General features: G+C 70.8%; 22 protein-coding genes, 1 tRNA gene and 1 riboswitch. Of the genes, 15 read left to right on the top strand and 8 right to left on the bottom strand.

Features of this window, described 5'->3' with window-relative positions:
- The first annotated feature begins 159 nt into the window (after positions 1 to 159).
- From DEJ33_RS16335 to DEJ33_RS16325, 3 genes are all read left to right on the top strand, one after another.
- Positions 160 to 1,119 carry a cytidylyltransferase domain-containing protein gene (locus DEJ33_RS16335; RefSeq protein ID WP_111195542.1) on the top strand — a complete coding sequence of 320 codons (960 nt, stop codon included), beginning with the start codon at positions 160 to 162 and terminating at the stop codon, positions 1,117 to 1,119.
- Entirely contained in the window at positions 1,116 to 1,994 is an 879-nt protein-coding gene (locus DEJ33_RS16330; RefSeq protein WP_111195541.1) for an N-acetylneuraminate synthase family protein, read from the top strand. Before DEJ33_RS16335 ends, DEJ33_RS16330 begins: the two co-directional genes overlap by 4 nt.
- A 92-nt stretch (positions 1,995 to 2,086) precedes the next feature.
- Complete coding sequence (locus DEJ33_RS16325) at positions 2,087 to 3,421, top strand: DUF6716 putative glycosyltransferase (RefSeq protein WP_146242661.1); 1,335 nt, start codon at positions 2,087 to 2,089, stop codon at positions 3,419 to 3,421.
- Here DEJ33_RS16325 and DEJ33_RS16320 read toward each other — a convergent pair.
- The gene (locus DEJ33_RS16320; RefSeq protein WP_111195543.1) at positions 3,362 to 3,625 is read right to left on the bottom strand and encodes a thioredoxin family protein; all 264 of its coding nucleotides are present in this window, start codon (positions 3,623 to 3,625) and stop codon (positions 3,362 to 3,364) included. The two genes, DEJ33_RS16325 and DEJ33_RS16320, sit on opposite strands and share 60 nt — an antisense overlap.
- A 95-nt stretch (positions 3,626 to 3,720) precedes the next feature.
- Positions 3,721 to 4,011: a hypothetical protein gene (locus DEJ33_RS16315; RefSeq protein ID WP_110905054.1), complete on the bottom strand. Its 291-nt coding sequence runs from the start codon at positions 4,009 to 4,011 to the stop codon at positions 3,721 to 3,723.
- A gap of 129 nt (positions 4,012 to 4,140) precedes the next feature.
- Between DEJ33_RS16315 and DEJ33_RS16310 the strand changes: the two genes are divergently transcribed.
- The 5 genes from DEJ33_RS16310 to DEJ33_RS16290 all read left to right on the top strand — a co-directional run bounded on the left by DEJ33_RS16310 (position 4,141) and on the right by DEJ33_RS16290 (position 8,035).
- A complete protein-coding gene (locus DEJ33_RS16310; RefSeq protein WP_111195539.1) occupies positions 4,141 to 4,575 on the top strand; it encodes a MarR family winged helix-turn-helix transcriptional regulator in 435 nt (144 codons plus the stop codon).
- A complete protein-coding gene (locus DEJ33_RS16305; RefSeq protein WP_111195538.1) occupies positions 4,572 to 5,831 on the top strand; it encodes an MFS transporter in 1,260 nt (419 codons plus the stop codon). The genes DEJ33_RS16310 and DEJ33_RS16305 overlap by 4 nt, the downstream gene beginning before the upstream one ends.
- Before the next feature lie 909 nt (positions 5,832 to 6,740).
- Positions 6,741 to 7,433 carry an oligoribonuclease gene (orn, locus tag DEJ33_RS16300; protein ID WP_111079404.1) on the top strand — a complete coding sequence of 231 codons (693 nt, stop codon included), beginning with the start codon at positions 6,741 to 6,743 and terminating at the stop codon, positions 7,431 to 7,433.
- Positions 7,434 to 7,506: 73 nt separating this feature from the next.
- A tRNA-His gene (locus DEJ33_RS16295) sits at positions 7,507 to 7,582 on the top strand.
- A 108-nt stretch (positions 7,583 to 7,690) separates the two neighbouring features.
- Positions 7,691 to 8,035, top strand: a complete 345-nt coding sequence (locus DEJ33_RS16290) for a metallopeptidase family protein (protein WP_110905059.1) — start codon at positions 7,691 to 7,693, stop codon at positions 8,033 to 8,035.
- 9 nt (positions 8,036 to 8,044) lie between these two features.
- Here the strand turns inward: DEJ33_RS16290 and DEJ33_RS16285 are convergent, their stop codons facing one another.
- From DEJ33_RS16285 to DEJ33_RS16260, 5 genes are all read right to left on the bottom strand, one after another.
- Positions 8,045 to 8,653: an ATP-binding protein gene (locus DEJ33_RS16285; RefSeq protein WP_258374852.1), complete on the bottom strand. Its 609-nt coding sequence runs from the start codon at positions 8,651 to 8,653 to the stop codon at positions 8,045 to 8,047.
- A complete protein-coding gene (locus DEJ33_RS16280; protein ID WP_258374853.1) occupies positions 8,646 to 9,452 on the bottom strand; it encodes an energy-coupling factor transporter transmembrane protein EcfT in 807 nt (268 codons plus the stop codon). The genes DEJ33_RS16285 and DEJ33_RS16280 overlap by 8 nt, the downstream gene beginning before the upstream one ends.
- Positions 9,449 to 11,308 (bottom strand): ABC transporter ATP-binding protein, encoded by a 1,860-nt coding sequence (locus DEJ33_RS17660; RefSeq protein ID WP_258374854.1) that lies wholly within the window; start codon positions 11,306 to 11,308, stop codon positions 9,449 to 9,451. The genes DEJ33_RS16280 and DEJ33_RS17660 overlap by 4 nt, the downstream gene beginning before the upstream one ends.
- The gene (locus DEJ33_RS16265; RefSeq protein WP_111079426.1) at positions 11,305 to 11,952 is read right to left on the bottom strand and encodes an ECF transporter S component; all 648 of its coding nucleotides are present in this window, start codon (positions 11,950 to 11,952) and stop codon (positions 11,305 to 11,307) included. Before DEJ33_RS16265 ends, DEJ33_RS17660 begins: the two co-directional genes overlap by 4 nt.
- Positions 11,947 to 12,057, bottom strand: a riboswitch (TPP riboswitch). (Overlaps the previous gene by 6 nt.)
- Before the next feature lie 63 nt (positions 12,058 to 12,120).
- Positions 12,121 to 12,450 carry a hypothetical protein gene (locus DEJ33_RS16260; protein WP_110905060.1) on the bottom strand — a complete coding sequence of 110 codons (330 nt, stop codon included), beginning with the start codon at positions 12,448 to 12,450 and terminating at the stop codon, positions 12,121 to 12,123.
- A 213-nt stretch (positions 12,451 to 12,663) separates the two neighbouring features.
- Here DEJ33_RS16260 and glgX point away from each other — a divergent pair, with 213 nt between their 5' ends.
- The 3 genes from glgX to treZ are packed head-to-tail and all read left to right on the top strand — an operon-like array spanning position 12,664 to position 19,336.
- Entirely contained in the window at positions 12,664 to 15,075 is a 2,412-nt protein-coding gene (glgX, locus tag DEJ33_RS16255) for a glycogen debranching protein GlgX (RefSeq protein ID WP_258374858.1), read from the top strand.
- A complete protein-coding gene (treY, locus tag DEJ33_RS16250; RefSeq protein WP_111079406.1) occupies positions 15,072 to 17,585 on the top strand; it encodes a malto-oligosyltrehalose synthase in 2,514 nt (837 codons plus the stop codon). The genes glgX and treY overlap by 4 nt, the downstream gene beginning before the upstream one ends.
- Entirely contained in the window at positions 17,582 to 19,336 is a 1,755-nt protein-coding gene (gene treZ / locus DEJ33_RS16245) for a malto-oligosyltrehalose trehalohydrolase (protein ID WP_111195537.1), read from the top strand. The genes treY and treZ overlap by 4 nt, the downstream gene beginning before the upstream one ends.
- A gap of 97 nt (positions 19,337 to 19,433) precedes the next feature.
- On the opposite strand, the gene DEJ33_RS16240 is transcribed toward treZ, so the two are convergent.
- Positions 19,434 to 20,438 carry an aldo/keto reductase family protein gene (locus tag DEJ33_RS16240; RefSeq protein WP_111079410.1) on the bottom strand — a complete coding sequence of 335 codons (1,005 nt, stop codon included), beginning with the start codon at positions 20,436 to 20,438 and terminating at the stop codon, positions 19,434 to 19,436.
- A gap of 554 nt (positions 20,439 to 20,992) precedes the next feature.
- Here DEJ33_RS16240 and DEJ33_RS16235 point away from each other — a divergent pair.
- The 4 genes from DEJ33_RS16235 (at position 20,993) to DEJ33_RS16220 (ending at position 24,714) form a co-directional block, all read left to right on the top strand.
- Positions 20,993 to 21,865 (top strand): hypothetical protein, encoded by an 873-nt coding sequence (locus tag DEJ33_RS16235; RefSeq protein WP_111195536.1) that lies wholly within the window; start codon positions 20,993 to 20,995, stop codon positions 21,863 to 21,865.
- Positions 21,866 to 21,967: 102 nt separating this feature from the next.
- The gene (locus tag DEJ33_RS16230; RefSeq protein ID WP_110903219.1) at positions 21,968 to 22,528 is read left to right on the top strand and encodes a YceI family protein; all 561 of its coding nucleotides are present in this window, start codon (positions 21,968 to 21,970) and stop codon (positions 22,526 to 22,528) included.
- Between the two features lie 478 nt (positions 22,529 to 23,006).
- Positions 23,007 to 23,573, top strand: coding sequence for a TIGR03086 family metal-binding protein (locus DEJ33_RS16225; protein WP_111079414.1), 567 nt, complete (start codon positions 23,007 to 23,009; stop codon positions 23,571 to 23,573).
- A 139-nt stretch (positions 23,574 to 23,712) separates the two neighbouring features.
- Complete coding sequence (locus tag DEJ33_RS16220) at positions 23,713 to 24,714, top strand: aldo/keto reductase (RefSeq protein WP_111195535.1); 1,002 nt, start codon at positions 23,713 to 23,715, stop codon at positions 24,712 to 24,714.
- Positions 24,715 to 25,463: the final 749 nt, after the last annotated feature.

Raw genomic sequence — 25,463 nt, 5'->3', positions numbered from 1 at the left:
CGGAGATGTGTATAAGAGACAGACCCGGGACGCCTGCCCGCGCACCAACGCCGCTCGCAGCGCCGCCCCGCCAACCCGCGCGCCCCCTTCCGGAACGGTTCGCCGGCCGTCTCCCTGCCGTTCCGCTCGGCGTCACCGCTGCTCCCTACGTTTCCCCTCATGAGCTCCACGCCCCGCGTCCTCGCGGTGATCCCGGCGAGAGCGGGCTCGAAGGGCATCCCGGGCAAGAACCTCCGCCAGGTCGCCGGCCGCACCCTCGTCGCCCGCGCCGTCCGGGCGGCACTCGCCGCCGCCTCGGTGGACGAGGTCGTCGTGAGCACCGACGGTGATGCGATCGCCGCCGAGGCAGTCGCAGCCGGAGCGCGGGTGGTGCGGCGGCCGGCGGATCTCTCGGGAGACCAGGCCTCGTCGGAGTCCGCGCTCCTGCACGCCCTCGACACGGTCGCGACCGGGCACGACGCGCCGGAGGTCCTCCTCTTCCTCCAGGCCACGTCGCCCTTCATCGACCCCGCCGATCTCGACCGGGCCGTCGCTCGCGTCCTCGACGGCGCCGCCGATTCGGTCCTCGCAGCCGCCCCCTCGCACGCGTTCCTCTGGCGCGTCACCGAGGACGGCTCGGCCCTCGCCGTCAACCACGACGCCGCCACCCGCCCGCGCCGGCAGGACCGCGCGCCGGAGTACCGCGAGACCGGCTCGTTCTACGCCGTACGGGTCGTCGCCTTCCGGGAGGCCCGCCACCGCTTCGTCGGGCGCGTCGAGTTGGTGGTCGTCCCGGCCTCGACCGCGATCGACATCGACGAGCCGCATGACCTGGCCCTCGCGTCCGCCCTGGCTCCCCTCCTCGAGGTCGCAGTCGCGGCTGACTCCGATGCCGGGGCCGCGGCCGCGGCCGGTGCCGAGGTCGAGGTCGAGACCGAGATCGAGCTCGAGCTCGAGCTCGAGCTCGAGATCGAGATCACGCCCGCGACTGCGCGAGCGGGCGAGATGCCACGCCCCGACACAGCCGCACCCGACGTTCCCGCCCGCTCGCGCGACAGAACCGACGCACCCGCACACGCACCCGCACCCACCGACCCCCACGCCGCGCGGACCTCCGCCGCGGAGAACGGAGCACCATGAGCGTCCGCATCGGCCTCTCCACCATCGGCGCGGGCAACCCCGCGTACCTCATCGGCGAGATCGGCCTGAACCACAACGGCGACGTCGAGATCGCCAAGCAGCTCATCGACGTCGCCGCCGACGCCGGCATGCAGGCCGTGAAGTTCCAGAAGCGGACGCCGGAGATCTCGACGCCGGAGCACATGAAGTCGATGCCGCGCAGCACCCCGTGGGGCGACATGACCTACCTGGACTACCGCTACCGCGTGGAGTTCGACCGTGACCAGTACATCGAGATCGGCGACCACGCGACACTCCGCGGCCTCGACTGGTTCGCGTCGCCGTGGGACGAGCCCTCGGTGGCGTTCCTCGAGGACCTCAACGTCGTCGCGTACAAGATCGCTTCGGCGTCGGTCACGGACCTCGGGATGCTCGCTGCCGTCGCCGCGACCGGCAAGCCGGTGATCCTCTCGACCGGCATGTCGACGTTGGAGCAGATCGACCGCGCCGTCTCGACGCTCGGCACCGAGCGCCTGGTGCTCATGCACGCGACGTCGACGTACCCGCTCCCTGCCGAGGAGGCGAACCTCCGCATGATCGAGACCCTCGCCACCCGGTACGCCTACGCGGGCGTGCCGGTCGGCTACTCGGGACACGAGCCGGGCCTCCAGATCTCCCTCGCGGCCGTCGCGCTCGGTGCGACGGCCGTCGAACGTCACATCACGCTCGACCGCACGATGTGGGGGTCGGACCACGCGGCGTCGCTCGAGCCGCACGGCCTCCGCACGCTGGTCCGCGACATCCGCATCATCGAGACCGCGATGGGCGACGGCGTCAAGCGCATCTTCCCCGGCGAGCAGGCCCCCCTCGCCAAGCTCCGTCGGGTGGGTGCGTGAGCGTTCCGGCGCACGTCGCCGACGGGACCGGTGACGACCGGGAGGCTCGCCACCCCTCCACCACACCGCCTCACCGCCGACGGGTGGTCGGCTTGGTCGACACGGACTCGTTCGCGAAGTGGGGCGCACACCTGCTCTCGGCGGCGCCGGCGCACTGGTCGCTGGAGCTGCTGACGGTGGCGACGCCCCGGTCGGCGAGTCCGGCGCAACTGCGGGCGGCGTTCCGGGGCGTCGATGCTCGTCTCGGCCCGATCGACCTGGCTCCTCCCGGGCCGGCGGGCGTGGACGAGGTGGTGGCGCGCCTCCGGGCCGACCCACCGGACGCGGTCCTGGTGTCGTGCATCGGTCCGGTGGCCGAGGTCGTCATCGACCAGGTGCTGCGGTCGATCCCCCGAGGGTCGGTCCCACCGCGGCCGGTACTGCTCAGCGGCCTGCCGGGCATCTCGTTCCCGGCGAAGTGGAAGGGCGTGTTCCTCCGGGCGCGCGCCGACCTGTTCGTGCTGCACAGTCACCGTGAGGTCCGGGAGTACCGGGCCCTGGCGGCCGCCGGCGGCGTGGAGCCGTCGTTCGCCCTCGCGACGCTGCCGTTCGCCCGGGCTGCCGGTCCGACGCGCGCCGGGGTGGTCCGCGACTCCGTGGTGTTCGCCGCGCAGCCGAGCGTGCCCGTCGCGGAGGACGACCGTCGTCGCGTCATCGGCTGGCTCGTCGACACGGCTCGGGCACACCCGGAGTGGCGTGTCGTGGTGAAGACCCGCGCGGCGGCCGGTGAGCATCAGACGCACCGCGAGACCTTCCCCTACGCCGACCTGGTCCCCGCCGACGCCCCGTCGAACCTGGTGGTCGAGGCCGGTCCGATGTCCGCGCACCTCGACCGGGCGGTGGCGCTCGTGACGATCAGCTCGACCGCGGTCCTCGAAGCCGCTGCCCGAGGAGTGCCGGCGCTGACGCTGACGGACTTCGGCACGTCCCGCTCCCTCATCAACGAGGTCTTCGTCGGCAGCGGGCTCGAGGGTACGGCCGACGATCTGGTGCACGGCCGGTTCGGGACGGTCCGCCCGGACTGGATGACGGACAACTACTTCCACGCGGTGTCGGACGACGACTGGGCGGACCGCGCCGAGGAGTCGATGCGCCTCCGCGACGCCGGACTGCTCGTCGACCGACCCGCAGCTCGGCGGAATCGCGGCGGCGCGTTGCGGCGGGCATGGGAGCGGCGGAACGCACTCGGCGACCACGACCGGTCGGTGAGCGGCCGGGCGGCGGCGTTGATCGGGACACCGATCCGGGCGGTGAAGCGGTCGTGGCGGACGCTGCGATCGGCGCTGCGTCCGGCGACGACGACGGCCCCAGACCTCGTCACGACGGTGTCAGTCGAGCGCCTTCGCGACCGCGACGAGGAACTGGTCGCGGGTCGGGACGCCCGATGAGCGGAAGACCTCGGACCCGTCGTCCCTCCTGACCAGGACGGTCGGGGTCGATCGGATCCCGAGCTCCTCGACGCGCTCGGGGTCGCTCGCGGCGTCCCGTTCGGTGACGACGAGGCCCGGCACGAGTCGCGCGGCGTCACCGACGACGCGCCGGGCAGCGGCACACGGCGCGCAGAACGCGGACGTCCAGAGATCGACCTGCATGGTGTGGTGCAACGTCAGCCGCACCCCGGGCACTCCCGATCGGGACGACAGTGCCCCCGGCCGTCCAGGACGACCGGGGGCACCATCCACGGCTGCTACTCGCGGTCGAACTCGCCGGAGCGGTCGCCGCGGTCCTGCAGGTCGTCGACCGGGTCGGACTCGTCCGGCGCGAAGGTGTAGTCGACCGAGATCTGGTCGAGGACCTGACGGGAGCCGGTGGCCTTGTAGGTGAAGGCGGTCTGGAGGCCCTCGACGTCCGCGAACACCGTCACCTCGTCGTCCAGCGCGTCGCTCGTGGCGGTGCGGGTGTCCGTGGTCCCGTCGAAGGGGCCCTCGTGGAAGATGGCGGTGAACTCGTCGCCCTCGTGGATGGTGATGTCGGTCATGGGTCCCTTCTACCAGGACAGGGGGCACCGCCGTCCAGCGCATCGTGAGCGCGCGGCGGACAGGAGCAGCTGGACGGAGGCGTGTCGGGCCTCCTTGCCGAATCCATAGCTGCGCTATATAGTTCAGCTATGGAACGAACGCGGGAACAGATCATCGAGACCCTCCTCGTCTCCGTCAACCGGCTCATCCGGTCCGCGCTCCAGGCCACCGGGCACACCACGTCCACCGCGGTCTGGCGGACCCTCGGGATCCTCGAGACCGAGGAGTCCCTGCGACTCGGCGAACTCGCCAAGGCGTCGCGGGTGTCCCAGCCGACCATGACCCGCCTGGTCGCCGGTATGACCGCCGACGGACTCGTCTCGCGGACCGTCGACCCCGACGACTCGCGCGGCCAGCTCATCGAGATCACCGACGCCGGCCGCGAGCGACTCGTCGCGTGGCGAGCCGCACTCACCAGCACCGTCGGCCCCCTCTTCGAGGACCTCACCGACGACGACTGGGACATCCTGCACGAAGCATCGGCCCTCATCGCAGCGAGGACCAGAACGGAGACCACCGCGTGAACGCGCACGCACCCGCCGACCATTCCGGCACCGCCGGCAAGTCCGGTTCGATCCTGAAGCAGTCCTCCGCGGTGTGGGCCATCGCGTTCGCCTGCGTCGTCGCCTTCATGGGCATCGGCCTCGTCGACCCGATCCTCCCCGCCATCGCCGAGTCGCTCCGCGCCACGCCCGCGCAGACCGAGCTGCTCTTCACCAGCTACCTCGCCGTCACCGGCATCGCGATGTTCTTCACCAGCTGGGTCTCCAGCCGCATCGGCGCGAAGAAGACCCTGATGATCGGCCTCGCCCTCATCGTGCTGTTCTCGGTCCTCGCCGCCGTGTCGAACGACGTCTGGACGATCATCGGCTTCCGCGCCGGATGGGGCCTCGGCAACGCGCTCTTCATCTCGACCGCGCTGGCCACGATCGTCGGCGCAGCGTCGGGCGGGACCGCCTCGGCGATCATCCTGTACGAGGCCGCGCTCGGCCTCGGCATCGCGGTCGGACCCCTCGTCGGCGGCCTGCTCGGATCCGTCAGCTGGCGCGGACCGTTTTTCGGCGTCACCACGCTGATGGCCGTCGCGTTCATCGCGATCCTGGCGTTGCTGAAGTCCGGCTCGCTCGAGAAGCCCACCCCGACGAAGCTCTCCGCGCCGTTCCGTGCCCTCGGCCGACCGGCTCTGGCCGCCCTCGCCGCGACCGCCCTCTTCTACAACATCGGCTTCTTCGTGCTCCTCGCCTACACGCCGTTCCCGCTCGGCTTCGGGGCGCTCGGCATCGGGTTCACGTTCTTCGGCTGGGGCGTCGGACTCGCCATCACCTCGGTGTGGGTCGCCCCGATGCTCACGGCACGGATGCGGCGCACCAGCGTCCTCAAGCTCGCGCTGCCGCTGCTCGCACTCGACCTGTTCGCCGCAGCCGTCGTCGTCCAGTCGCCGGCCGGGCTGATCGTCTGCGTCGTCATCGGCGGTCTCGTGCTCGGTGTCCTCAACACCGTGCTCACCGAGTGCGTCATGGAGGCGACCGACCTGCCCCGCTCCGTCGCATCGAGCGCGTACTCGGCGGTCCGCTTCATCGGTGGCGCCATCGCCCCGCCCGTCGCGACGCTGCTCGCCGACGCGTACTCGCCGAGTGCCGCCTACGTCTTCGCCGGGGTGTCCGTCGCAGTCGCGTTCCTGGTCGTCGTGCTCACCACGAAGGTGCTGCGGCGCGTGGACGACGGCGAGGAGCCCGAGCGCGTCGAAGCCGAGGCGATCTCGGCCGGCGAGATGGCGTAGTCCCTGCTGCCGGCGATGGCCGGGTCCGCGGTGCGGGCCCGGCCATCGGTGTCGGTGGCGGGCTGCACGCGGGGCGGGTTGCTCTCGGGGCTGCCGGTCGCGTGGCCAGCGCTCGCGCGGCTGCCGGTCGCGATCGCCGGTCAGGGCGCGCTGGCGGACTCCGCTCTCGGCTGCCGCCCCGGGCGCGCGGGCGCGCGGGCGCGCTCCGCTCGCGGCGCGTGAGCGGGCGGAATGCCAGGCCGTGGCGCGTCCGCTCCGTGGGATCCCGCCCGCTCGCGGTCGTGCCATGGACAGGAGGCGCGCGACGCGACCTGCGGACTGGAGCGGGGCCTCCCGTCCGGCGAGGCTCGCTCGTCCACCCGCGAGCGGGCGGAACACCAGGGTGCCGCGCGTGGGTCCGGTGGGATTCCGCCCGTTCGCGGTCAGGTGACGAGTAAGAGGCACCTCCTGCGGCACGCCGCGTGGCGAGCGCAAGGGAGCTGCTGGCCGGCGAGCGGGCGGAACACCACGGGCTCCAGCAGAAGATGACGGGGAATCCGCCCGCTCAGCCGCGCCGACCCGGACGGGAGGCCCGGCAGCGGTCCCACGAGTCGGTTGCGGGCGTCCCGTGGCGACACCACGGCCGCGAGCGGGCAGAACACCAGTCGTTCCGGCGACACCACGCTGGCATTCCGCCCGCTCGCGCTCGCCCGCTCCCGCATCGGCCTCCCGGCTCGCGGCTTCCCGCCCGCCCCTCGCGCTCGCCCGCTCCCTCATCGGCCTCCCGGCTCGCGGCTCCCCGCTCGCCCCGGGCTCGCTCCCCCGCCCGACGGCCCGCGCGTGCGTGCGTTCGTCCACTCGTCGCCGGCTGCCGGACCTCCGATCCACAGGGGGCCACGGGGCGTCGGCGCGCGGAAGTAGGATCGCGGTATGTCTGCCGCGAATGACCGCCTCGTCTGGATCGACTGTGAGATGACGGGCCTCGACGTCGAGGTCGACGAGCTCGTGGAGGTCGCTGTGGTCATCACGGACTTCGACCTCAACCCCGTGCACCCCGGGTTCGACATCGTCATCAAGCCGGACCAGTCGGCGCTCGACAACATGAACGACTTCGTCACGAAGATGCACACGACCTCGGGCCTCATCGACGAGATCCCGAACGGTGTGTCCCTCGCGGACGCCGAGTACCAGGTCCTCGAGTACATCCTCGCCCACGTCCCGGCCGAGGGCTCAGCTCCCCTGGCCGGCAACACGATCGGCACGGACCGCGCGTTCCTGGCGAAGTACATGCCGCGGATCGACAACCACCTGCACTACCGGAGCGTCGACGTCTCGAGCATCAAGGAACTCTGCCGTCGCTGGTTCCCGCGCGTGTACTTCAACTCGCCCGAGAAGCACGGCGGACACCGCGCCCTCGCCGACATCCTCGAGTCGATCCGTGAACTCGAGTACTACCGCCGCGCCGGCTTCACACCGGAGCCAGGCCCGGCGAGCGACGACGTGAAGGCCGTCGCGGCCGAGGTCGTGGCGAAGTGGGAGTCGCGCCTGGCCCCGCAGTCCAGCGCCGAACCGCAGTCCAGCGCCGAACCGCAGCCGGAGCCGACCCCGCAGGCCGCCGAGTAGCGACGGTGGTCCGGGCAGGCGTCCGGATGTACTACAATCGAGTGGTTGCTCCGGCTCGCCGGACTGACTCATGGTGGGTATAGCTCAGCTGGTAGAGCGCCTGGTTGTGGTCCAGGAGGTCGCGGGTTCAAGCCCCGTTACTCACCCCATTGCACGAAGGCCCCCGTCCGCAGGACGGGGGCCTTCGTCGTGCGAAGGGTCGTGCCGGTCCGCGCCACCAGGACACGTCCGGGCGGCTGTGCCACGATCCTCCCGTGATGGAGATGTCGACCGAGGCCTTCGAACAGCTCGTGACCGACGAGCTCGACCTCCTGCCCGATGACATGGTCGACGGGCTCGACAACGTCGTCTTCGTGGTCGAGGACGAGCCCGAAGACGGCTCCGACCTGTTCGGCGTCTACGACGGTGTCGCCCAGACCGAGCGCGGCCAGTACGGCTTCGGGGAGCTCCCGGACCGGATCGTCGTGTTCCGCAAGCAACACCTGCTCGAGTGCGACACCCTGGAGGACCTCAAGGACGAGGTGCACACCACGCTCGTGCACGAGATCGGACACTTCTACGGCATCGACGACGAACGACTGCACGAACTCGGCTGGGCGTAGCGCCGTCCCCTACGACCGGAGCACCTCGTCGGCGAGGGTCTGCGGCGTCTCCGCAGAGATGAACGCCTCCTCCTGTCGGGCCCACCGCTCCCACTGCCGCGCGAACGTCTCCCCATCCCGGTCGAGTGCGCGGCGACGACGCTCGCCCTCCTCCGCGGTCAACCACACCCGGAAGGTCGCCAGCGGTGCCGACGCGCGGGACAACGCCCCGCACCCTTCGATGACGATCGGCGCGGCGGGGTCCACTGGAACCCAGTCCGCCGGCGCAGAGGTCACCCAGTCCCACCGCCGGTACCCGGAGGGGAGCCCGAGCACTTCCCGAACGACGCTGTCGGCAGCAGCCTGGAGGCCGTCCCACCCCGGGTAGACATCATCCAGATGGACGATGGTCGCGTCGAGTTCCGCCGCGAGAGCGTTCCCGAGCGTCGTCTTGCCGGTCCCCGAGCGTCCGTCGACGAGGACGACGAGACGGTCGTTCCGTGCCGTCCGGGAGGGGGCGTTCCGTGCAGTCCGGAAGGCCGACCGCGCGCGGGAGGCGAGCGCCCCCGTCGAGGCGATCCGGGCCTCCAGCCCGTCGTCGTCCGGTCCGGACGCAGCCGGTGCGTCGACGTCAGGCACGCCAGGTGCCCGCGAGGAGGGCGGCGACGACCGCGGCCGCGCCGATGCCGACCAGGACCGCCACCATCGCCCACTCGGGTCCGGCGAACCGGACTGGACGCGCCCAGGTGCGTCTGCCGGGCGCACCGAACCCGCGGGACTCCATGGCCACCGCGAGCGTGGTCGCTCGACGCAACGCGACCACGAGCAACCCGAATGCCATCGACAAGCCGCGACGCATGCGGCCGCTGTCCGCGACACCCCGGGCGCGCCGTGCCATCGCGAGCTGCCGCCAGTCGTCGCCGAGCAGGGTCATCATGCGGACAGCGGCCAGGGCACCGAGGACGAACCGAGCCGGGAGGTGGAGGATCTGCGCGAGCCCGTCCGCCAGGTCCGTGACGTCCGTCCGGATGAACAGGACGATGCCCGGCACGCCGACGGCGAGGACACGCAACATCGTCGCGAGCGCCAGCTGCAACGACCCGTCGGTGACGTGCGCGAAGGCGAAATCGAACCAGACACGCCCGGACGGCTGCCCGTACAAGGCGATGCTCACGCCGGTCAACGGGACAGCGACCAGGACCGGGGACGTCCGCAGGAGGAGGGTCCGGACGGGGATGCGGAGCAACGGCAGGAGCGCGAGTTCGAGCAGCAGCGCGACCGTCGCGGACACCAGGTCGAGGCTGAGGACCAGCACGACACCCAGGGCGATCACCCCGAGCAGCGATGCCACCGGTTGCACCGAGGCAACGCCACGCCCGGGACGGACGGGAGGCTCGGCACCGGTCGGACCGCTCAGTGCGGTCGACGGGGCGGTCACCGCGGCTCCCTCGTGGAAGTGACGACGGGCGCTGCCGGGATCAGGCCGTCCGCGTGGAGGACCACCTCGTCGGCGTCGAGCGCTCGGACGAGATCCCGGTCGTGTGTCACCACGACGACGGCGGTCCCGGCGTCGGCGAGGGCTCCGAGCTGCTCGACCACGGCACTCCAGGTGGCTCGGTCCTGACCGGAGGTCGGTTCGTCGAGCACGAGGACCGGCGGGCGTGTCGCGATCACCGCTGCGATCGCGAGCCGCCGTTGCTCCCCGCCGGAGAGCGTGAAGGGGTTCGCGTCGCCCAGGTGGTCGAGCCGGAACCTGTCGAGCAGTTCGGTGACCCGCTCGTCGATCTCGGCAGCGGGCATCCCGAGCGCGGCCGGGCCGGCGACGAGTTCCTCGCGGACGGAGCGGGCGATGAACTGGTGTTCCGGATCCTGGAAGACGGTGCCGATGCGAGCGGCGAGCTCACGGCTGGACCAGGAGTGCGGAGCCGTCCCGGTCGGGGCAGTTCCGGTCGGAGCCGGGCTCGCTGTTCCGACCAGGACCGGGGTGGCCTCCAGCGTTCCGGCAGCGGGGCGGAGGAGCCCCGCGAGAGTGAGCCCGAGGGTGCTCTTGCCGACGCCGTTCGGCCCGGTGACGGCGAGCACCCGTCCGCTCCGGACCTCGAGGTCGATGTCGTGACCGACGTGGAGCGCCTGGTCGACGCCACGCCTGCGTCGTCTGCTGCTCCGGCGCGCGCTCCGACTGGTCGCCAGGCCGCGCGCGCGGAGCAGAGCGGTCCCGTCCGTGGTGGGGTGGGCCTCCTGTCCGACCGCTCCCGCGCCGAGCGGGCGGAACACCACGGTCTCGGAGGGGGCGTCCCCTGGCATACCGCCCGCTCGCGCGGGACGCGGGGCTCCCGACTCGCCCCCGGCGCCGAGCGGGCGAGATCCCCCGGTGTCCGCGTCGCCCGACCCTGGCATTCCGCCCGCTCGCGCAGCGCGGCGGAGGGCGACTCCGCGCGACGCCCCACCGGAGGTGCCACTGCCACGGGGTGCACTCCGAGCCGAACCGACCTCGGGCTCGCTCCCCGGGATCCACACTCCGCCGCGCTCGAGCGCGTCGCCGTGGGCAGCGAGCACGACGTCGGGGGGCCCGTCGGCGACGACTCCGCCCCCCGGCTCGAGCAACACGAGTCGGTCGACCAGGTCGAGCCACGTGCCGATGCGGTGCTCGACCACGAGCATCGTCGCTCCGGTGTCGTCGAGGAGCGCCCGGACAGCGTCGTGCACCTGGCCGACGCCCGCGGGGTCGAGGTTCGCGCTGGGTTCGTCGAGCACGAGGGCGCCCGGACGCATCGCGAGCACTCCAGCGAGCGCGAGCCGCTGCCGTTGGCCGCCGGAGAGCTGCGTGGTGGACCGGTCGAGCGGGAGGTCGAGCCCGACGACGTCGAGCGCGTGCTGTACCCGCGGCCAGATCTCGTGGCGTGGGACGCCGAGGTTCTCGCAGCCGAACGCGACGTCGTCGCCGACCCGCGACATCACCGTGTGCGCTTCGGGGTCCTGCATGACGAGGCCGACGCGTCCTCGGACGGTCCGCGGGTCGGCACCGTCGATCAGGACGACACCCTCGACCGAGGCCGCGGTGTGGTCGCCGTCGTCGGGGTCGTCGGCGAGGACACCGGCCGCAGCGCGGAGCAGTGTCGACTTGCCGGCGCCGGACGGACCGACGACGGCGACGCGCTCGCCCGGGAGGATTTCGAGCCCGACGTTCCGGACGGCCCAGGTCTGCCGCTCGGGGTACCGCCATCCCCAGCCCTGGAACACGACGTGCGCCGGACGGGCCGCCGACGACGCGCCGGATCCCGCGTCGGTCGTCACGCCGCGGAGGATCGTGGCCGGCGCCCGTGCTCCCGTCCGGCCGCGAAGGAGGAGAGCACCCCGGTCCGGGCGAGTGCGCGGACGAGCAGCCACGACCCGATGCCCGAGATCACCACGCCGGAGACGATCGCGCAGATCACGTACGTCACCTGGAACGAGGCGGTCGCTCCCGCGTAGTACCGGAACGCGTCGTTCAAGCCGAGCGCGAGACCGGTCGCAGCTCCGGCGAGCATGACCACGGGCAGCTTCCACACCCGGTAGAGGAACAGCGCGAGGACGATCTCGGCGCCGATGCCCTGCACCAGCCCGGAGAGCAGTGTCCCCCAGCCCCACTGCGTGCCGAGCATGGCCTCGACGGATGCGGCGACGATCTCGCCGAAGAGCGCTGCACCCGGCTTGCGGACGACGATGGCGACGAGCGGTCCGGCGAGCAGCCAGACGCCGCCGACCAGTGCCTGCGAACCCGGGAGGACCAGGCCGAGGCCCGCGCCGATCGGCTCGTAGGCGAAGTCCCAGAGCTTGAAGACGACGCCGACCGCGACCGCGAGGACCGCGGCGACGACGATGTCGACGACACGCCAGCGGAGCGAGCGCTTCGAGACGGGACGTTCGATGGACGTTTCGGTAGGTGCACCAGTGGACATCGCGATGACTCCTCCCTGCGCCGGCATGATCCGGATCAGGTTCGACGGTCGGAGCGCGGTTCGCTCCCTCTCAGCCCGCTCTGGCGGACTCCCGTGTGTGTCCCAGCAGTGTACCCATCGGACAGGAGGCCCGTGGTCCGTGACCCGAGCCTCCTGTCCGTCAGGTGGTCACTTCTTGAGCGCGCGGATGAGCTTGACGAGCACCTTGCCGGCGACCCAGATCACCGGGATGCTGATCGTGAGGAGCGAGATGACGTTCGGCTCGAAGGCGAGGTCCTGTCCGGGACGACGGACGTAGGCGCCGACGGGGAGCGAAACGGCACCGCCGCCGCCACCACCGGCGCCGTCTTCGTCGGCGTCCGAGCCGCCGCCGAAGCCGTACCAGTTGACGGAGACGGGGATCAGGGTGCTGTCCCCGACGTCCACCGGGTCGCCGTAGTTGGAGGCGACGCCGACGGGCCGCACCTTGTCTGCGATCTGCGTGACGATGTTGGTCATGGCGGCGACGCTACTCCGCGCGCACTGGCTGGCGGACGGGCCGTGACGAAGTGTGGAGGAGTTCGACTCGACGTCCGTCCTGTGCAGGAATGAGCAGGCTTGTCCGACCAACGCCTGTGGAGGGCCGCAACGCTCCACAGTGCGCGTCTCGGGCCCGGACATCACAGGGGCCCGCCGATACGTTGGCCCAGTTCATTCCTTCTGGAGGCACGTTTGCACACCTGGCCCGGCAACCCCTACCCGCTCGGCGCGACCTACGACGGCAGCGGCACGAACTTCGCCGTGTTCAGCGAGGTCGCCGAAGGGGTCGAGCTCTGCCTGTTCGATGCCGACGGGACCGAAGAACGAGTCCGACTCGTCGAGGTCGACGCCCACGTGTGGCACGCCTACCTGCCCACCGTCGGCCCGGGGCAGGAGTACGGCTTCCGCGTCCACGCCCCGTACGACCCGACGAACGGCGTCCGCTCGAACCCGGCGAAGCTCCTCCTCGACCCGTACGCGAAGGCGACGAGCGGCGACATCGACTGGGACCAGTCCCTCTTCTCGTACACGTTCGGCGACCCGGACTCGACGAACGACGAAGACTCGGCTTCCCACATGGTCAAGGGCGTGGTCATCAACCCGTTCTTCGACTGGCAGGGCGACCGCGCACCCCGCATCCCCTACGGCGAGACCGTCATCTACGAGGCGCACGTCAAGGGCCTCACCGAGACGCACCCCGACGTTCCCGAAGAGCAGCGCGGTACCTACGCTGGCGTCTCACACCCGGCCGTCATCGAGCACCTCAAGCGACTGGGCGTGACGACGCTCGAGCTCATGCCGGTGCACCAGTTCGTGAACGACTCGACGCTGCAGGACAAGGGGCTGTCGAACTACTGGGGCTACAACACCATCGGGTTCTTCGCGCCGCACTCGCACTACTCGTCCTCGGGCGACGGCGGGCAGCAGGTGCAGGAGTTCAAGACGATGGTGCGCGAACTGCACCGTGCCGGTATCGAAGTCGTCATCGACGTCGTCTACAACCACACCGCCGAGGGCAACCACCTCGGCCCCACGCTGTCCTTCCGCGGTCTCGACAACGCGGCGTACTACCGCCTGATGGACGACGACAAGCGGTACTACATGGACGTGACGGGCACCGGCAACTCGCTCAACGTCGGGCACCCGCACTCGCTGCAGCTGATCATGGACTCCCTCCGCTACTGGGTGACCGAGATGCACGTCGACGGCTTCCGCTTCGACCTGGCCGCAGCCCTGGCCCGGGAGTTCTACGAGGTCGACCGGCTCTCCGCCTTCTTCGAACTGGTGCAGCAGGACCCGATCGTGTCGCAGGTGAAGCTCATCGCCGAGCCGTGGGACGTCGGCCCCGGCGGTTACCAGGTGGGCAACTTCCCGCCGCAGTGGTCGGAGTGGAACGGCAAGTACCGCGACACCGTGCGCGACTTCTGGCGGGGCGAGCCTTCCACCCTCGGCGAGTTCGCATCGCGCATCTCGGGATCCGCGGACCTGTACGAGCACGACGGCCGCACGCCCAAGGCGAGCATCAACTTCATCACGGCCCACGACGGCTTCACGCTGTACGACCTGGTGGCCTACAACGAGAAGCACAACGACGCCAACGGCGAGAACAACAACGACGGCGAGAGCCACAACCGCTCGTGGAACTCCGGCATCGAAGGCCCCACCGACGACCCGGAGGTCACCGCACTCCGACTGCAGCGCCGCCGCAACTTCATCGCCACGCTCCTGCTGAGTCAGGGTGTGCCGATGATCGCCCATGGCGACGAACTCGGCCGCACCCAGCAGGGCAACAACAACGTCTACGCGCAGGACTCCGAACTGAGCTGGATCGACTGGGCGACCGCCGACGACGAGCTGATCCAGTTCACCGCCGACGTCGTGAAGCTCCGGCATGACCACCCGACCTTCCGACGGACCCGGTACTTCAACGGTCGACCGGTGCGCCGCGGTGAGGGCGAACCGCTGCCTGACGTGGTCTGGCTGACCCCGGCTGGCGACGCGATGCAGCCCGAAGAGTGGGACTCCGGGTTCGGCAAGAGCGTCGGGATGTACCTGAACGGTGAGGGCATCCGCGGACGAGATGCCCGCGGCGAGCGCGTCACCGACGTGGCCTTCCTGACGTACTTCAACGCGCACGACGGCGTCGTGACCTTCACGCTCCCTCCGGAGGAGTACTCCCCCGGGTGGACGGTCCGCATCGACACCGCCGAACCCGGAGCGCGGGACGAGGTCCTCGAAGCCGGGGACGCTCTCGACGTCCCCGCTCGCTCGATGATCGTCCTCCGCGCGGAGCCCGAGCACGAGATCCAGCGCACCCCGGTCGACACGGCACACGAGGACGAGCCGGAGCACCCGGCCGCCACCCCGACGAACCCGGCCGGATCAGCCGCGCCGAGCGCCGTCGGGGCGGCCGGATCCGAGGTCGGCGCGGCGCCGGACGCGACGGCGCCGGCGTCCGCCGGCACTGGCACCGACACCGACACCGACGACAACGCAGCCGTGCCCAGCGACACCCCGGCACCCGGGGCGCTCTCGCCCGACGGCGACGCACCCGCCGTCCCCCGTACCCAGACCGATCACGACACCCTTGGGGACACCGAATGACCCGCCGAAACCCGACCTCGACATACCGTCTCCAGGTCACCGCCGAGTTCGACCTGAGCGCCGCGCAGGACGTCGTCGACTACGTCCGCGACCTCGGTGCCGACTGGCTCTACCTCTCCCCCGTGCTGCAGGCGGAGCCCGGCTCCGGTCACGGGTACGACGTCGTCGACCACACACACGTCGACACCGAGCGTGGCGGCGACGACGCGCTCCGCGCCCTCGCCGAAGCAGCACACGCCGCGGGACTCGGCGTCCTCGTCGACGTCGTCCCGAACCACGTCGGCGTCGCGACCCCGGCCGTGAACCCGTGGTGGTGGTCGCTCCTCGAGCACGGCCAGGAGTCGCCCGTGGCCTGGGCGTTCGACATCGACTGGGCTGCCGGGGAGGGCCGGATCCGCGTCCCCGTGCTCGACGACCGGTTGCTCGACGCAGTCACCCTCGACGCCGGGAGCCCGGACGGCAAGGCCCCGCGTCTGCTCGTCGGCGAGACCGAGTACCCGACAGCTCCCGGCACCGTGCACGACGGTGACGACGTCGAGGCCGTGCACGCCCGACAGCACTACGAGTTCGTCCACTGGAAGCGCGCCGACTCCGAGCTGAACTACCGCCGGTTCTTCGCGGTCAACACGCTCGCAGCGATCCGTGTGGAGGAGCCCGAGGTGTTCGCCGCTTCGCACGGGGTCATCGGCTCCTGGTTCCGCGACGGCCTGGTCGACGGTCTGCGCATCGACCACCCGGACGGCCTCTACGACCCGGCTGGGTACCTCGACGACCTCGCCGACCTGACGGGCGGTGCGTACACGCTGGTGGAGAAGATCCTCGAGCCGGGCGAACTGCTGCCGTCGTCCTGGCCGGTGGACGGGACGACCGGCTACGACGCCCTCGGGTTCATCGACCGGGTGTTCGTCGACCCCGCCGGCGAAGCGCCCCTCACGGCGCTCGAGGACCGGTTGCGCGGCGAGCACGTGTCGTGGCAGGACCTGACGCACCGGACCCGCCGTGGGATCGCCGACGGCATCCTGAACAGTGAGGTCCGACGCTTGGCGCGCCTCCTGGTGGTCGACCCGGCCGTGCAGGGCGGTGCCACCTCCGTGTCCGTCTCCGAGGACCGGATCGTCGATGCTGTCGCAGAGATCGTGGCGAGCTTCGAGGTCTACCGCACCTACCTGCCGGAGGGCATCCACCACCTGATCGAGGCACTCGAGGTCGCTGCGGAAGCCCGCCCGGACCTGGCCGACGTCATCGACCGCATCGCGCCGGCCCTGTGCGATGCGGACAACGCCGCCGCGATCCGCCTCCAACAGACCAGCGGCATGGTGATGGCCAAGGGCGTCGAGGACACCGCGTTCTACCGGACCTCGCGCCTGTCGTCCCTCAGCGAGGTCGGCGGCGACCCGAGCGTGTTCTCGGTCACCCTCGACGAGTTCCACGCCGCACAGCGTGAACGTCTCGCCAGCTGGCCGCACGCCATGACGACCCTGACGACGCACGACACGAAGCGCAGCGAGGACACCCGTGCTCGCATCGCGGTCCTCGCTGAACTCGGTGAGGAGTGGACAGCGACGTTCGACCGTCTCAACGCGCTCGCTCCGCTCGAGGACGGGGTGTTCGCCAACCTGCTCTGGCAGGCGATCGTCGGAGCGCGCCCGGCCTCACGAGAGCGTCTGCACGCCTACGCCGAGAAGGCGTCGCGTGAGGCCGGCGACAGCACGACGTGGACCGAGCCGAACGAGTCGTTCGAGCGGCAGATGCACGCCATCGTCGACGCCGCCTTCGACGACCCCGCCGTGGTCGCCGAGCTCGACGCCCTCGACGAGCAGATCGACGCCCCCGGCTGGTCCAACGGTCTCGGCGCGAAGATCCTGCAGCTCACGGCGCCCGGCGTCCCGGACGTCTACCAGGGCACCGAGGCCTGGGACCGCTCGCTCGTCGACCCCGACAACCGGCGGCCCGTCGACTACGCCGAACGGCGGCACGTCCTCGCCTGGCTCGACGGTGCCGACGACGACGGCCCCGACGCGTTGCCCGGCATCGACCTGGGTGCCGTCGCGAAGACCCTCGTCACGAGCCGCGCACTCCGCGTCCGTCGCGACCACCCGGAGCTGTTCACCCGGTACGTCCCGCTCGACGCCACCGGCCCCGCAGCGGACCACGTGGTCGCCTTCGACCGCGGCGGGGCTGTGACGGTCGCCACGCGACTGCCCCTGGGCCTCCGGGCCGTCGGCGGATGGGCGGACACGCTCCTGCACGTCGTGCCGGTCGAGCGCGTGGACCTGCTGACCGGGAGGCGTTTCCCGGCTGACCGTGACCTCCTGCTCGACGAGGTCCTCACCGACTTCCCCGTCGCACTGCTCGTGCCCGCGGACGTCGTCGACGGCGGTGGTCACGACGCCACGGACACGAGCACGTCCGACAGCACGAACCCCACCGCCGCGAACACCACCACCAGCACCGAAGACACCGAGACCGACGCGCAGGCTGAGGTCGAGATCCTGGAGGGTCACGCATGACCAGTCCCGACCGCTACGGCGTCTGGGCCCCCGAGCCCGAGAACGTCCGCCTCGTCGTCGACGGCACCGAGTACCCGCTCACCCGCGGGGACGACGGCTGGTGGACGACCGACGAGGTCCTCCCCGTCGTCGGAGCCCGGTACGGCTTCCGTATCGACGAGGACGAGTCCGTCCGCCCCGATCCGCGCAGCCGCTTCCAACCCGAGGGCGTCCACGGGCCGTCCGAGGTCGTCGACCCGGCACGCTTCGCATGGACGGACGACGCCTGGACCGGCCGACCGGCGCGCGGCGGCGTCATCTACGAGATGCACGTCGGCACCTACACGCCAGAGGGCACCCTCGACGCCGCTGCCGCCAAGCTCGAGCACCTGGTCGAGGTCGGGGTCGAGTTCGTCGAGCTGCTGCCCGTGAACGGCGTCAACGGTGAGTGGAACTGGGGCTACGACGGGGTCGCGTGGTACGCCGTGCACGCTCCCTACGGCGGTCCGGATGCCTACGACCGCTTCGTCGACCGCGCCCACGCCCTCGGTCTCGGCGTCATCCAGGACGTCGTGTACAACCACCTCGGTCCGAGCGGGAACTACCTGCCGCTCTACGGCCCGTACCTCGTGCAGGGGCTGGCCAACACCTGGGGCGACTCGGTCAACGTCGAAGAGCCCGAGGTCCGCCGGTACGTCCTGGACAACGTCCGGATGTGGTTCCGCGACCACCACGTCGACGGTCTGCGACTCGACGCCGTGCACGCGATCCGTGACACGACGCGACCGCACATCCTCGCCGAGATGGCCAGCGAGACCGACGCGTTCTCGTCGTTCACCGGCAAGCCGCTGTCGCTCATCGCGGAATCGGACCTCAACGACCCGATCATGTTCCGCCCGCGCGAGGCCTCCGGGTACGGGCTCGCCGGCCAGTGGTCGGACGACTTCCACCACGCCGTGCACGTCGCCGTCACCGGGGAGACGAACGGCTACTACGCCGACTTCGCCCCGCTGACCGCCCTGGCGAAGGTGCTCGAACAGGGCTTCTTCCACGACGGAACCTGGTCGTCCTTCCGCGGCAAGCGTCACGGTCGGCCGATCGACCGCGGCACGTCGCCGACGACAGCCCTCGTCGTGGCGAACCAGAACCACGACCAGATCGGCAACCGCGCCGCCGGTGACCGTCTCGCCGCGACCGTGTCGGACGAAGGTCTCGTCATCGCCGCAGCGCTCACGCTGCTCGGCCCGTTCACCCCGATGCTCTTCATGGGTGAGGAGTTCGCCGCCACGACCCCGTGGCAGTTCTTCACCTCGCACCCGGAGCCGGAACTCGGCAAGGTCACCGCCGAGGGCCGGATCAAGGAGTTCGCCGAGCACGGTTGGGACGAGTCCACGGTCCCCGACCCGCAGGACCCGACGACGTTCACCAACTCCAAGCTCGACTGGTCTGACGTCGAGTCCGAGCGTGGAGCACGGATCCTCAACGCCTACCGGGTACTCGTCGCCCTCCGGCGCACCGACGAGGCGTTCGTCGACCACCGCTACGAGGCGAACGCCGTCCGCTTCAGCGAGGACGAGCGATGGCTCGTGCTGACCCGCGGGCTACTCGGCCCGACGGCAGCACCGGTCCACGTCGTCGTCAACCTGTCCGACGACCCTGCGGAGGTCCCGCTCGTCGGTGCCACCGGCGAGGTGCTGTTCAGCTTCGGCGACGCCGACTTCGACACCGACGGCGTCCGTTTCGCGGGCCGAGGGCTCGTGGTGGTGCGCTGACCAGGTCAGCTGGCTGACGCAGCTCAGCCCCGTGACGGACGGGAGGCCCGGTACCAGCTGGTACCGGGCCTCCCGTCCGTCAGGCGGTGCGTTCCGCTCAGGCGGGACGCTGCGTCGGAGAGACGTTCTTCGAGGCGTCGCGCTCCGGGATGTCCCCGAGGGCCTCGTCGATGCGAGCCATCGTGTCGGCGTCGAGCTTCACGCCTGCTGCCTTCACGTTGTCCTCGACCTGTGATGGACGCGAGGCACCGACGATCGCCGAGGCGACGTTCTCGTTCTGCAGGGTCCAGGCGACGGCGAGCTGGGCGAGGGTGAGCCCGGCCTCGTCAGCGACCGGCTGGAGACGCTGGACGGCCTCGAGGACCTCGTCGCGCATGTACCGCTTGATCATGTCCGCGCCGCCCTTCTCGTCCGTGGCGCGGGAGCCCTGGGGCAGCGGCTGGCCCGGCTTGTACTTGCCGGTGAGGACGCCCTGAGCGATCGGCGAGAACACGATCTGCGACAGACCGAGCTGCTTCGACGCGGGGACGACCTCGCCCTCGATGACGCGCCACAGCATCGAGTACTGCGGCTGGTTCGAGACGAGCTGGAAGCCGAGTTCCTTCGCGAGGGCAGCACCGGCACGGATCTGCTCGGCGGACCACTCGCTGACGCCGATGTACAGCGCCTTGCCCTGACGCACCACGTCCGCGAAGGCCTGCATGGTCTCTTCGAGCGGGGTCTCGTAGTCGTAGCGGTGGGCCTGGTACAGGTCGACGTAATCGGTCTGCAGACGCTCGAGCGAGCCGTTGATCGACTCCATGATGTGCTTGCGGCTGAGGCCGACGTCGTTGTGCCCCATCGGGCCGGTCGGCCAGTAGACCTTCGTGAAGACCTCGAGGGACTGACGACGCTCACCCTTGAGTGCTTCGCCGAGGACGGTCTCTGCTGCCGTGTTGGCGTAGGTGTCCGCAGTGTCGAACGTGGTGATGCCAGCGTCGAGCGCTGCCCGCACGCACTGTGTGGCGACGTCGTTCTCGACCTGCGAGCCGTGCGTCAGCCAGTTGCCGTAGGTGATCTCGGAGATCTTGAGTCCGGAGTTGCCCAGGTACCTGAATTCCATGGGTGCGACGCTACTGGAGTGAGCGCGCACGCGGGAGGCCGTGGCAGTACCTGTGTGCAGTCGGCTCCGCCGTTCCTCCGCTCGACCCTCGGCTGCGCTGACCCTGCGCCAGCACGAGCGGGTGGCGCGAGCGGGCAGCGCGAGCGGGCAGCGCGAGCGTGCAGCGCGAGCGTGCAGCGCGAGCGGGCAGCGCGAGCGAGCGATATGTCAGGCCCCCGGTGGCGCCCTCCCCGCGAGCGGGCGACATGCCAGGCCCCCGGTAGCACCCTCCCCGCGTCAGGGCGGCGCGAGCGGGCGAGATGCCAGGCCCGTGCCACCCTCCCCACGATCGGGCAGAACGCCGGGGCAGCCCATGCCGCACACCCGTGGTTCCGCCCGCTCGCGAGCTTGCGTCCCGTCCTGCACATCCGGCCGACGCCCGGCCCTGTCCACACTGGAGGCCCGGTCTGGCCCCGGCGCTCCGGTGCGGCTCGCACCATGGACCCATGTCTCCGAGGACCCCGCTCCCCCCGGCCCTGCGTCGGACGCCGTTCCGAGTGCGTCGCGCGCTCCACATGGGCGTTCCACGCGGCCGGCTCGATGCCCGCGACCTGCGACGTCCGTTCCACGGCGTGCGATGTGCCGAGCAACCGCACACGCCGGACGCCTTCGCGCGGGCACTCGCTCCTCGGCTGCGCCATGACCAGGTCTTCAGCCACACGACCGCCGCGATGCTCCTCGGCGTGCCGTTGCCCCGCCGGATCGAACGTGATCCGCGACTGCACGTCATCACCATCGGGACGGACCAGGCGCTCCGCGTCCGTGGGTCGGTGGGGCACCGGGCCAAGGCGGGTTCGGTACGGGTCGTCCAGACCAGGGGTGTCCAGCTGACGCATCCGGCCGACACCTTCACCGCGCTCGCCTCGTTCCTGTCGCTGGACGAACTCATCGTGGCTGGGGACGCCTTGGTGGGATGGCTCGGTTGGTCGACGCTCCCCGAACTGGCCGCGGCCGTGCGTCGGCGGCGAGGCTGTCGCGGCGTCGTGAAGCTCCGGGCAGCCCTCGCCGAGATCCGGGCTGGATCGCGGTCGCCTGGGGAGACGCGGATGCGGCTCCTCCTGACTCGCGCAGGTCTCCCGGAACCCGTCCTCAACCACGACGTGGTGGTGGACGGACGGTGGGTCGCCTGCGTCGACCTCGCATATCCCGATGCTCGTGTCGCGATCGAGTACGAGAGCGACCTCCACCGGACCGACCCGGCGACGTTCCGGAAGGACCTGACCAGGGGTGAACTGCTGAAGGACGACGATTGGTGGTTGGTGCGGGCGACCGCAGATGACGTCGGTCCGACCGCCGACCGTTTCGTCGCGCGGATGCGTCGTCTCCTCATCGCCGGCCGAACGGGCCGGCACCGCCCGAAGAACAACACCTCGGTGAACAATGGTTGACGCTTCAACCAAAGCGGTGCAGAATGGGCTACCATCAGGTTCGATGCAGGTGCATGAAATCTCGCGCCCGCCCATGACTCATCGCTCGAAGAAGGACACACCATGGCTCTCAACGCCTCCGCCATCCCCGGTTACGTCACCGGCACCTGGAAGCTCGACCCGACCCACTCCGAGGTCAGCTTCTCCGTCCGTCACCTCGCGATCAGCAAGGTCAAGGGCAAGTTCGAGAAGTTCGACGCGACCCTCGTGACCGCCGAGAACCCCCTCGACACGACCCTCGAGGCCTCGATCGACGTCTCGAGCATCAACACCAATCAGGCGCAGCGCGACCAGCACCTCGCGACCGGTGACTTCTTCCTGACCGAGGAGCACCCGCACATGACGTTCCGCTCGACGGGCATCCGCGAGGACGGCGACGACATGCTCATCGACGGCGAACTCTCGCTCCGTGGCGTCACCAAGCCCGTCACGCTGAAGACCGAGTTCGGCGGCGTCATCACCGACGGCTACGGTCAGGTCAAGCTCGGTGCCGAGGCGACGACGAAGATCGACCGCACCGAGTTCGGCGTGAACTGGAACGCAGCCCTCGAAGCCGGCGGTTTCACGCTCGGCAACGACGTCACGATCAACCTCGACGTCCAGTTCGTCCTCCAGGCGGCCTGACCTCTCCGCCCTCTCGAAGCCCCGGCGCCCTCGGCGTCGGGGCTTCGTGCTGTCCTGGACCGGCTCGAGCGTTCGCTTTCGTGGTCGCGCCCGTGGATGGATGGGTGCGTCTTCCCTGCCGACCGGGCGGAACACCAGGGCGTTCTCCCGGATCCAGCGGGGATTCCGCCCGCTCAGCGCGCAGCGCGCAGCGCGCACGCGGAACCGAGCGCTCAGCCGCCCGCTCAGCCGCCGACTCGCCGCCGAGGCGCCCCCTCGCCCGCCACACCCGTCGCCCGCGCGCCCATCACGAGCAGGGAGCTCCGCGCCATCGGCCCCAGCGCCTCCCGACCGACTGGAGCGGTACCGTGAGGAACGCTCTGGCCCACCCCGGGGGAATCCGCCCCTCGGTCCCAGGGTTGCAAGCAACACCGCTGCACACGAAGCACGTCCGACGCGGTCGTCGGAATGTCGCTCGCCGACGAACAGGAGCACCCCGATGTCCACCGACTGGATCACGCTGCAGACCCTCGCCGTCGCGGAGTTCGGCCGCCGCGTCGCCGCCGTCACCGACTGGGACGCTCCCACCCCCGACTCCGAGTGGACGACGCGCGATCTCGTCGCACACGTTGTGGATGAACAGCGCTGGATCCCCAAGCTCCTCACCGGTTGCGACTACGCCCAGGCCGAAGCGGACCTGGAGCCGATCGGCGATGACCTCCTCGCTGAGTGGGAGCGGCACTCGAGCGCGGCGATCGAAGCCTGGCAGCGCGCACCGAAGGACACGCCCGTGCACCTGTCGACCGACGTGGTGCAGGCCGGCGAGTACCTCGCGGAGCAGACCAGCGACATCACGATCCACACGTGGGACCTGGCCCGCGCGACGGGGAGCGACGAGCGCCTGCCCGACGAGCTCGTCGACGCGGTGTGGACGCACTTCGAACCGCAGATCCAGTCCCTCGCGGCGACCGGGCTGTACGCGGCTCCAGTGCAGGTGGACGACGATGCTCCTCTGCAGGTGCGTCTGCTCGCGGTGACCGGGCGAGATGCCCGGGTCTCCGCCTGACACACCGGTCCGGAAGGCCCGCTCACGGGCACGCACACACACACACACACACACACACACACACACACACACACACACACACACGCACGCACGCACGCACGCACGACCCCACCAGCGCTCCGCCACGGAAGGACCCCGTATGTCCGACACCCCCACCGTCCCCACCGTCCGCCTCGGCAACACCGGCCTCGAGATCTCGAGTGTCATCCTCGGCATGATGTCCTACGGCGATCCGACGAAGGGCTCGCACGCGTGGAGCGTCGGCATCGACGATGCCCGCCCCTTCGTCCGCCGGGCGTTCGACGCCGGCATCACGACCTTCGACACCGCGAACGTCTACTCCGCGGGCAGCAGCGAGGAGATCACCGGCGAACTCCTCAAGGAGCTCGCTCCCCGTGAGGAGGTCCAGGTCTTCACGAAGGTCTTCAACCGCATGCGTCCGGGCCGCAACGGCGCGGGGCTGTCCCGTGTCGCGATCATGCACGAGATCGACGCGTCCTTGACACGCCTCGGCACCGACTACGTCGACCTGTACCAGATCCACCGTTTCGACCCGCTCACCCCGGTCGAGGAGACGATGGAGGCACTCCACGACGTCGTCAAGTCCGGCAAGGCCCGCTACATCGGTGCTTCGAGCATGTGGGCGTGGCAGTTCGCCGAGATGCAGCACGTCGCGGAGCGCAACGGCTGGACGAAGTTCGTCGCGATGCAGGACCAGTACAACCTCCTCGAACGTGAGGAGGAGCGCGAGATGCACCCGTTCTGTGCCCACACCGGCGTCGGCGTCATCCCGTGGAGCCCGCTCGCCCGCGGCAAGGTCACCCGCCCCTGGGACGCGCAGGGTTCCGGCTCACGGTCTGACACGGACGAATTCGGCAAGACGCTGTACCGCCAGGACGAGGACGCGAACCGAGCGATCGTCGAAGCGGTCGGGCAGGTCGCGGAGGAGCGCGGCGCGAGCATGGCGCAGATCGCCCTCGCTTGGGTCGCTGGGAAGTCGGCCGTCTCGGCACCCATCATCGGCGCGACGAAGGAGCACCACATCGACGACGCGGTCGCCGCGACGGCGATCGAACTGAACGACGACGAAGTCACGCGACTCGAGCAGGCCTACACCCCGCGGGTGCCGTCCGGCTTCTGACCCACCCGACGGACGGGAGGCACGGTTCCATCTGGCACCGCGCCTCCCGTCCGCCGTCTCCCCCGCCCCCGCCCGGCGAGCGGGCGGAACACCTGGCGCACCGTCTCGACCTGTCGTGTGATTACGCCCACTCATCGAGGCGCACGCCGTTTCCCCGCCCGTCCGTTGTCTCCCGGTAACGCGAGCGGGCGAGATGCCGCATGACTCGCGGGCGGTGCCGCTCAGATCCGCCCGCTCGCCGACAGCAGGACCGTCCGGACACCCGCCCTCGCACGCGTGGCCCAACACCTCGGCTCGCGACCGAGACCATCGACGCGAGCGGGCCGAATACCGTGCGTCCCGGCGTCATACCCCGCAGGTTCGCCCACTCGCCGGCCCCGCCGCAAGCCTGCAGCCCGGACCACCGCGGAGTCGGCCCCGCCGCCCAGACGCCGGGAGGTCCGAGAAAGCCGAGCACGGAGCGTGAGTGGGCAGAATGCCGGACTCCAGGCCGGGTGCGATGGCGATTCCGCCCGCTCGCCGGAGAGAGACTGCGTGACCCCTTCATCGGTCCGTCCCCAGGGCGAGCGGGCGGAAAGCCCGGGTGACGGGAGCGGCCTCCGCACAGATCCGCCCGCTCGCCGCAGGCGCAGGCGCTCGTCTCGCCGCAGGCGCAGCCACCCCGCCCGCCGCAGGCGCAGGCGCTCGTCTCGCCGCAGGCGCAGCCTGAGGGGTGCGGGAGCGGGGGCTCGGCGCGGCGGCGCCTGCGG

Source organism: Curtobacterium sp. MCPF17_047, from assembly GCF_003234045.1.
Lineage (GTDB): Bacteria > Actinomycetota > Actinomycetes > Actinomycetales > Microbacteriaceae > Curtobacterium.
Note: the sequence above shows the minus strand (reverse complement) of the source record. Positions and strands in the feature narration are given on the sequence as shown.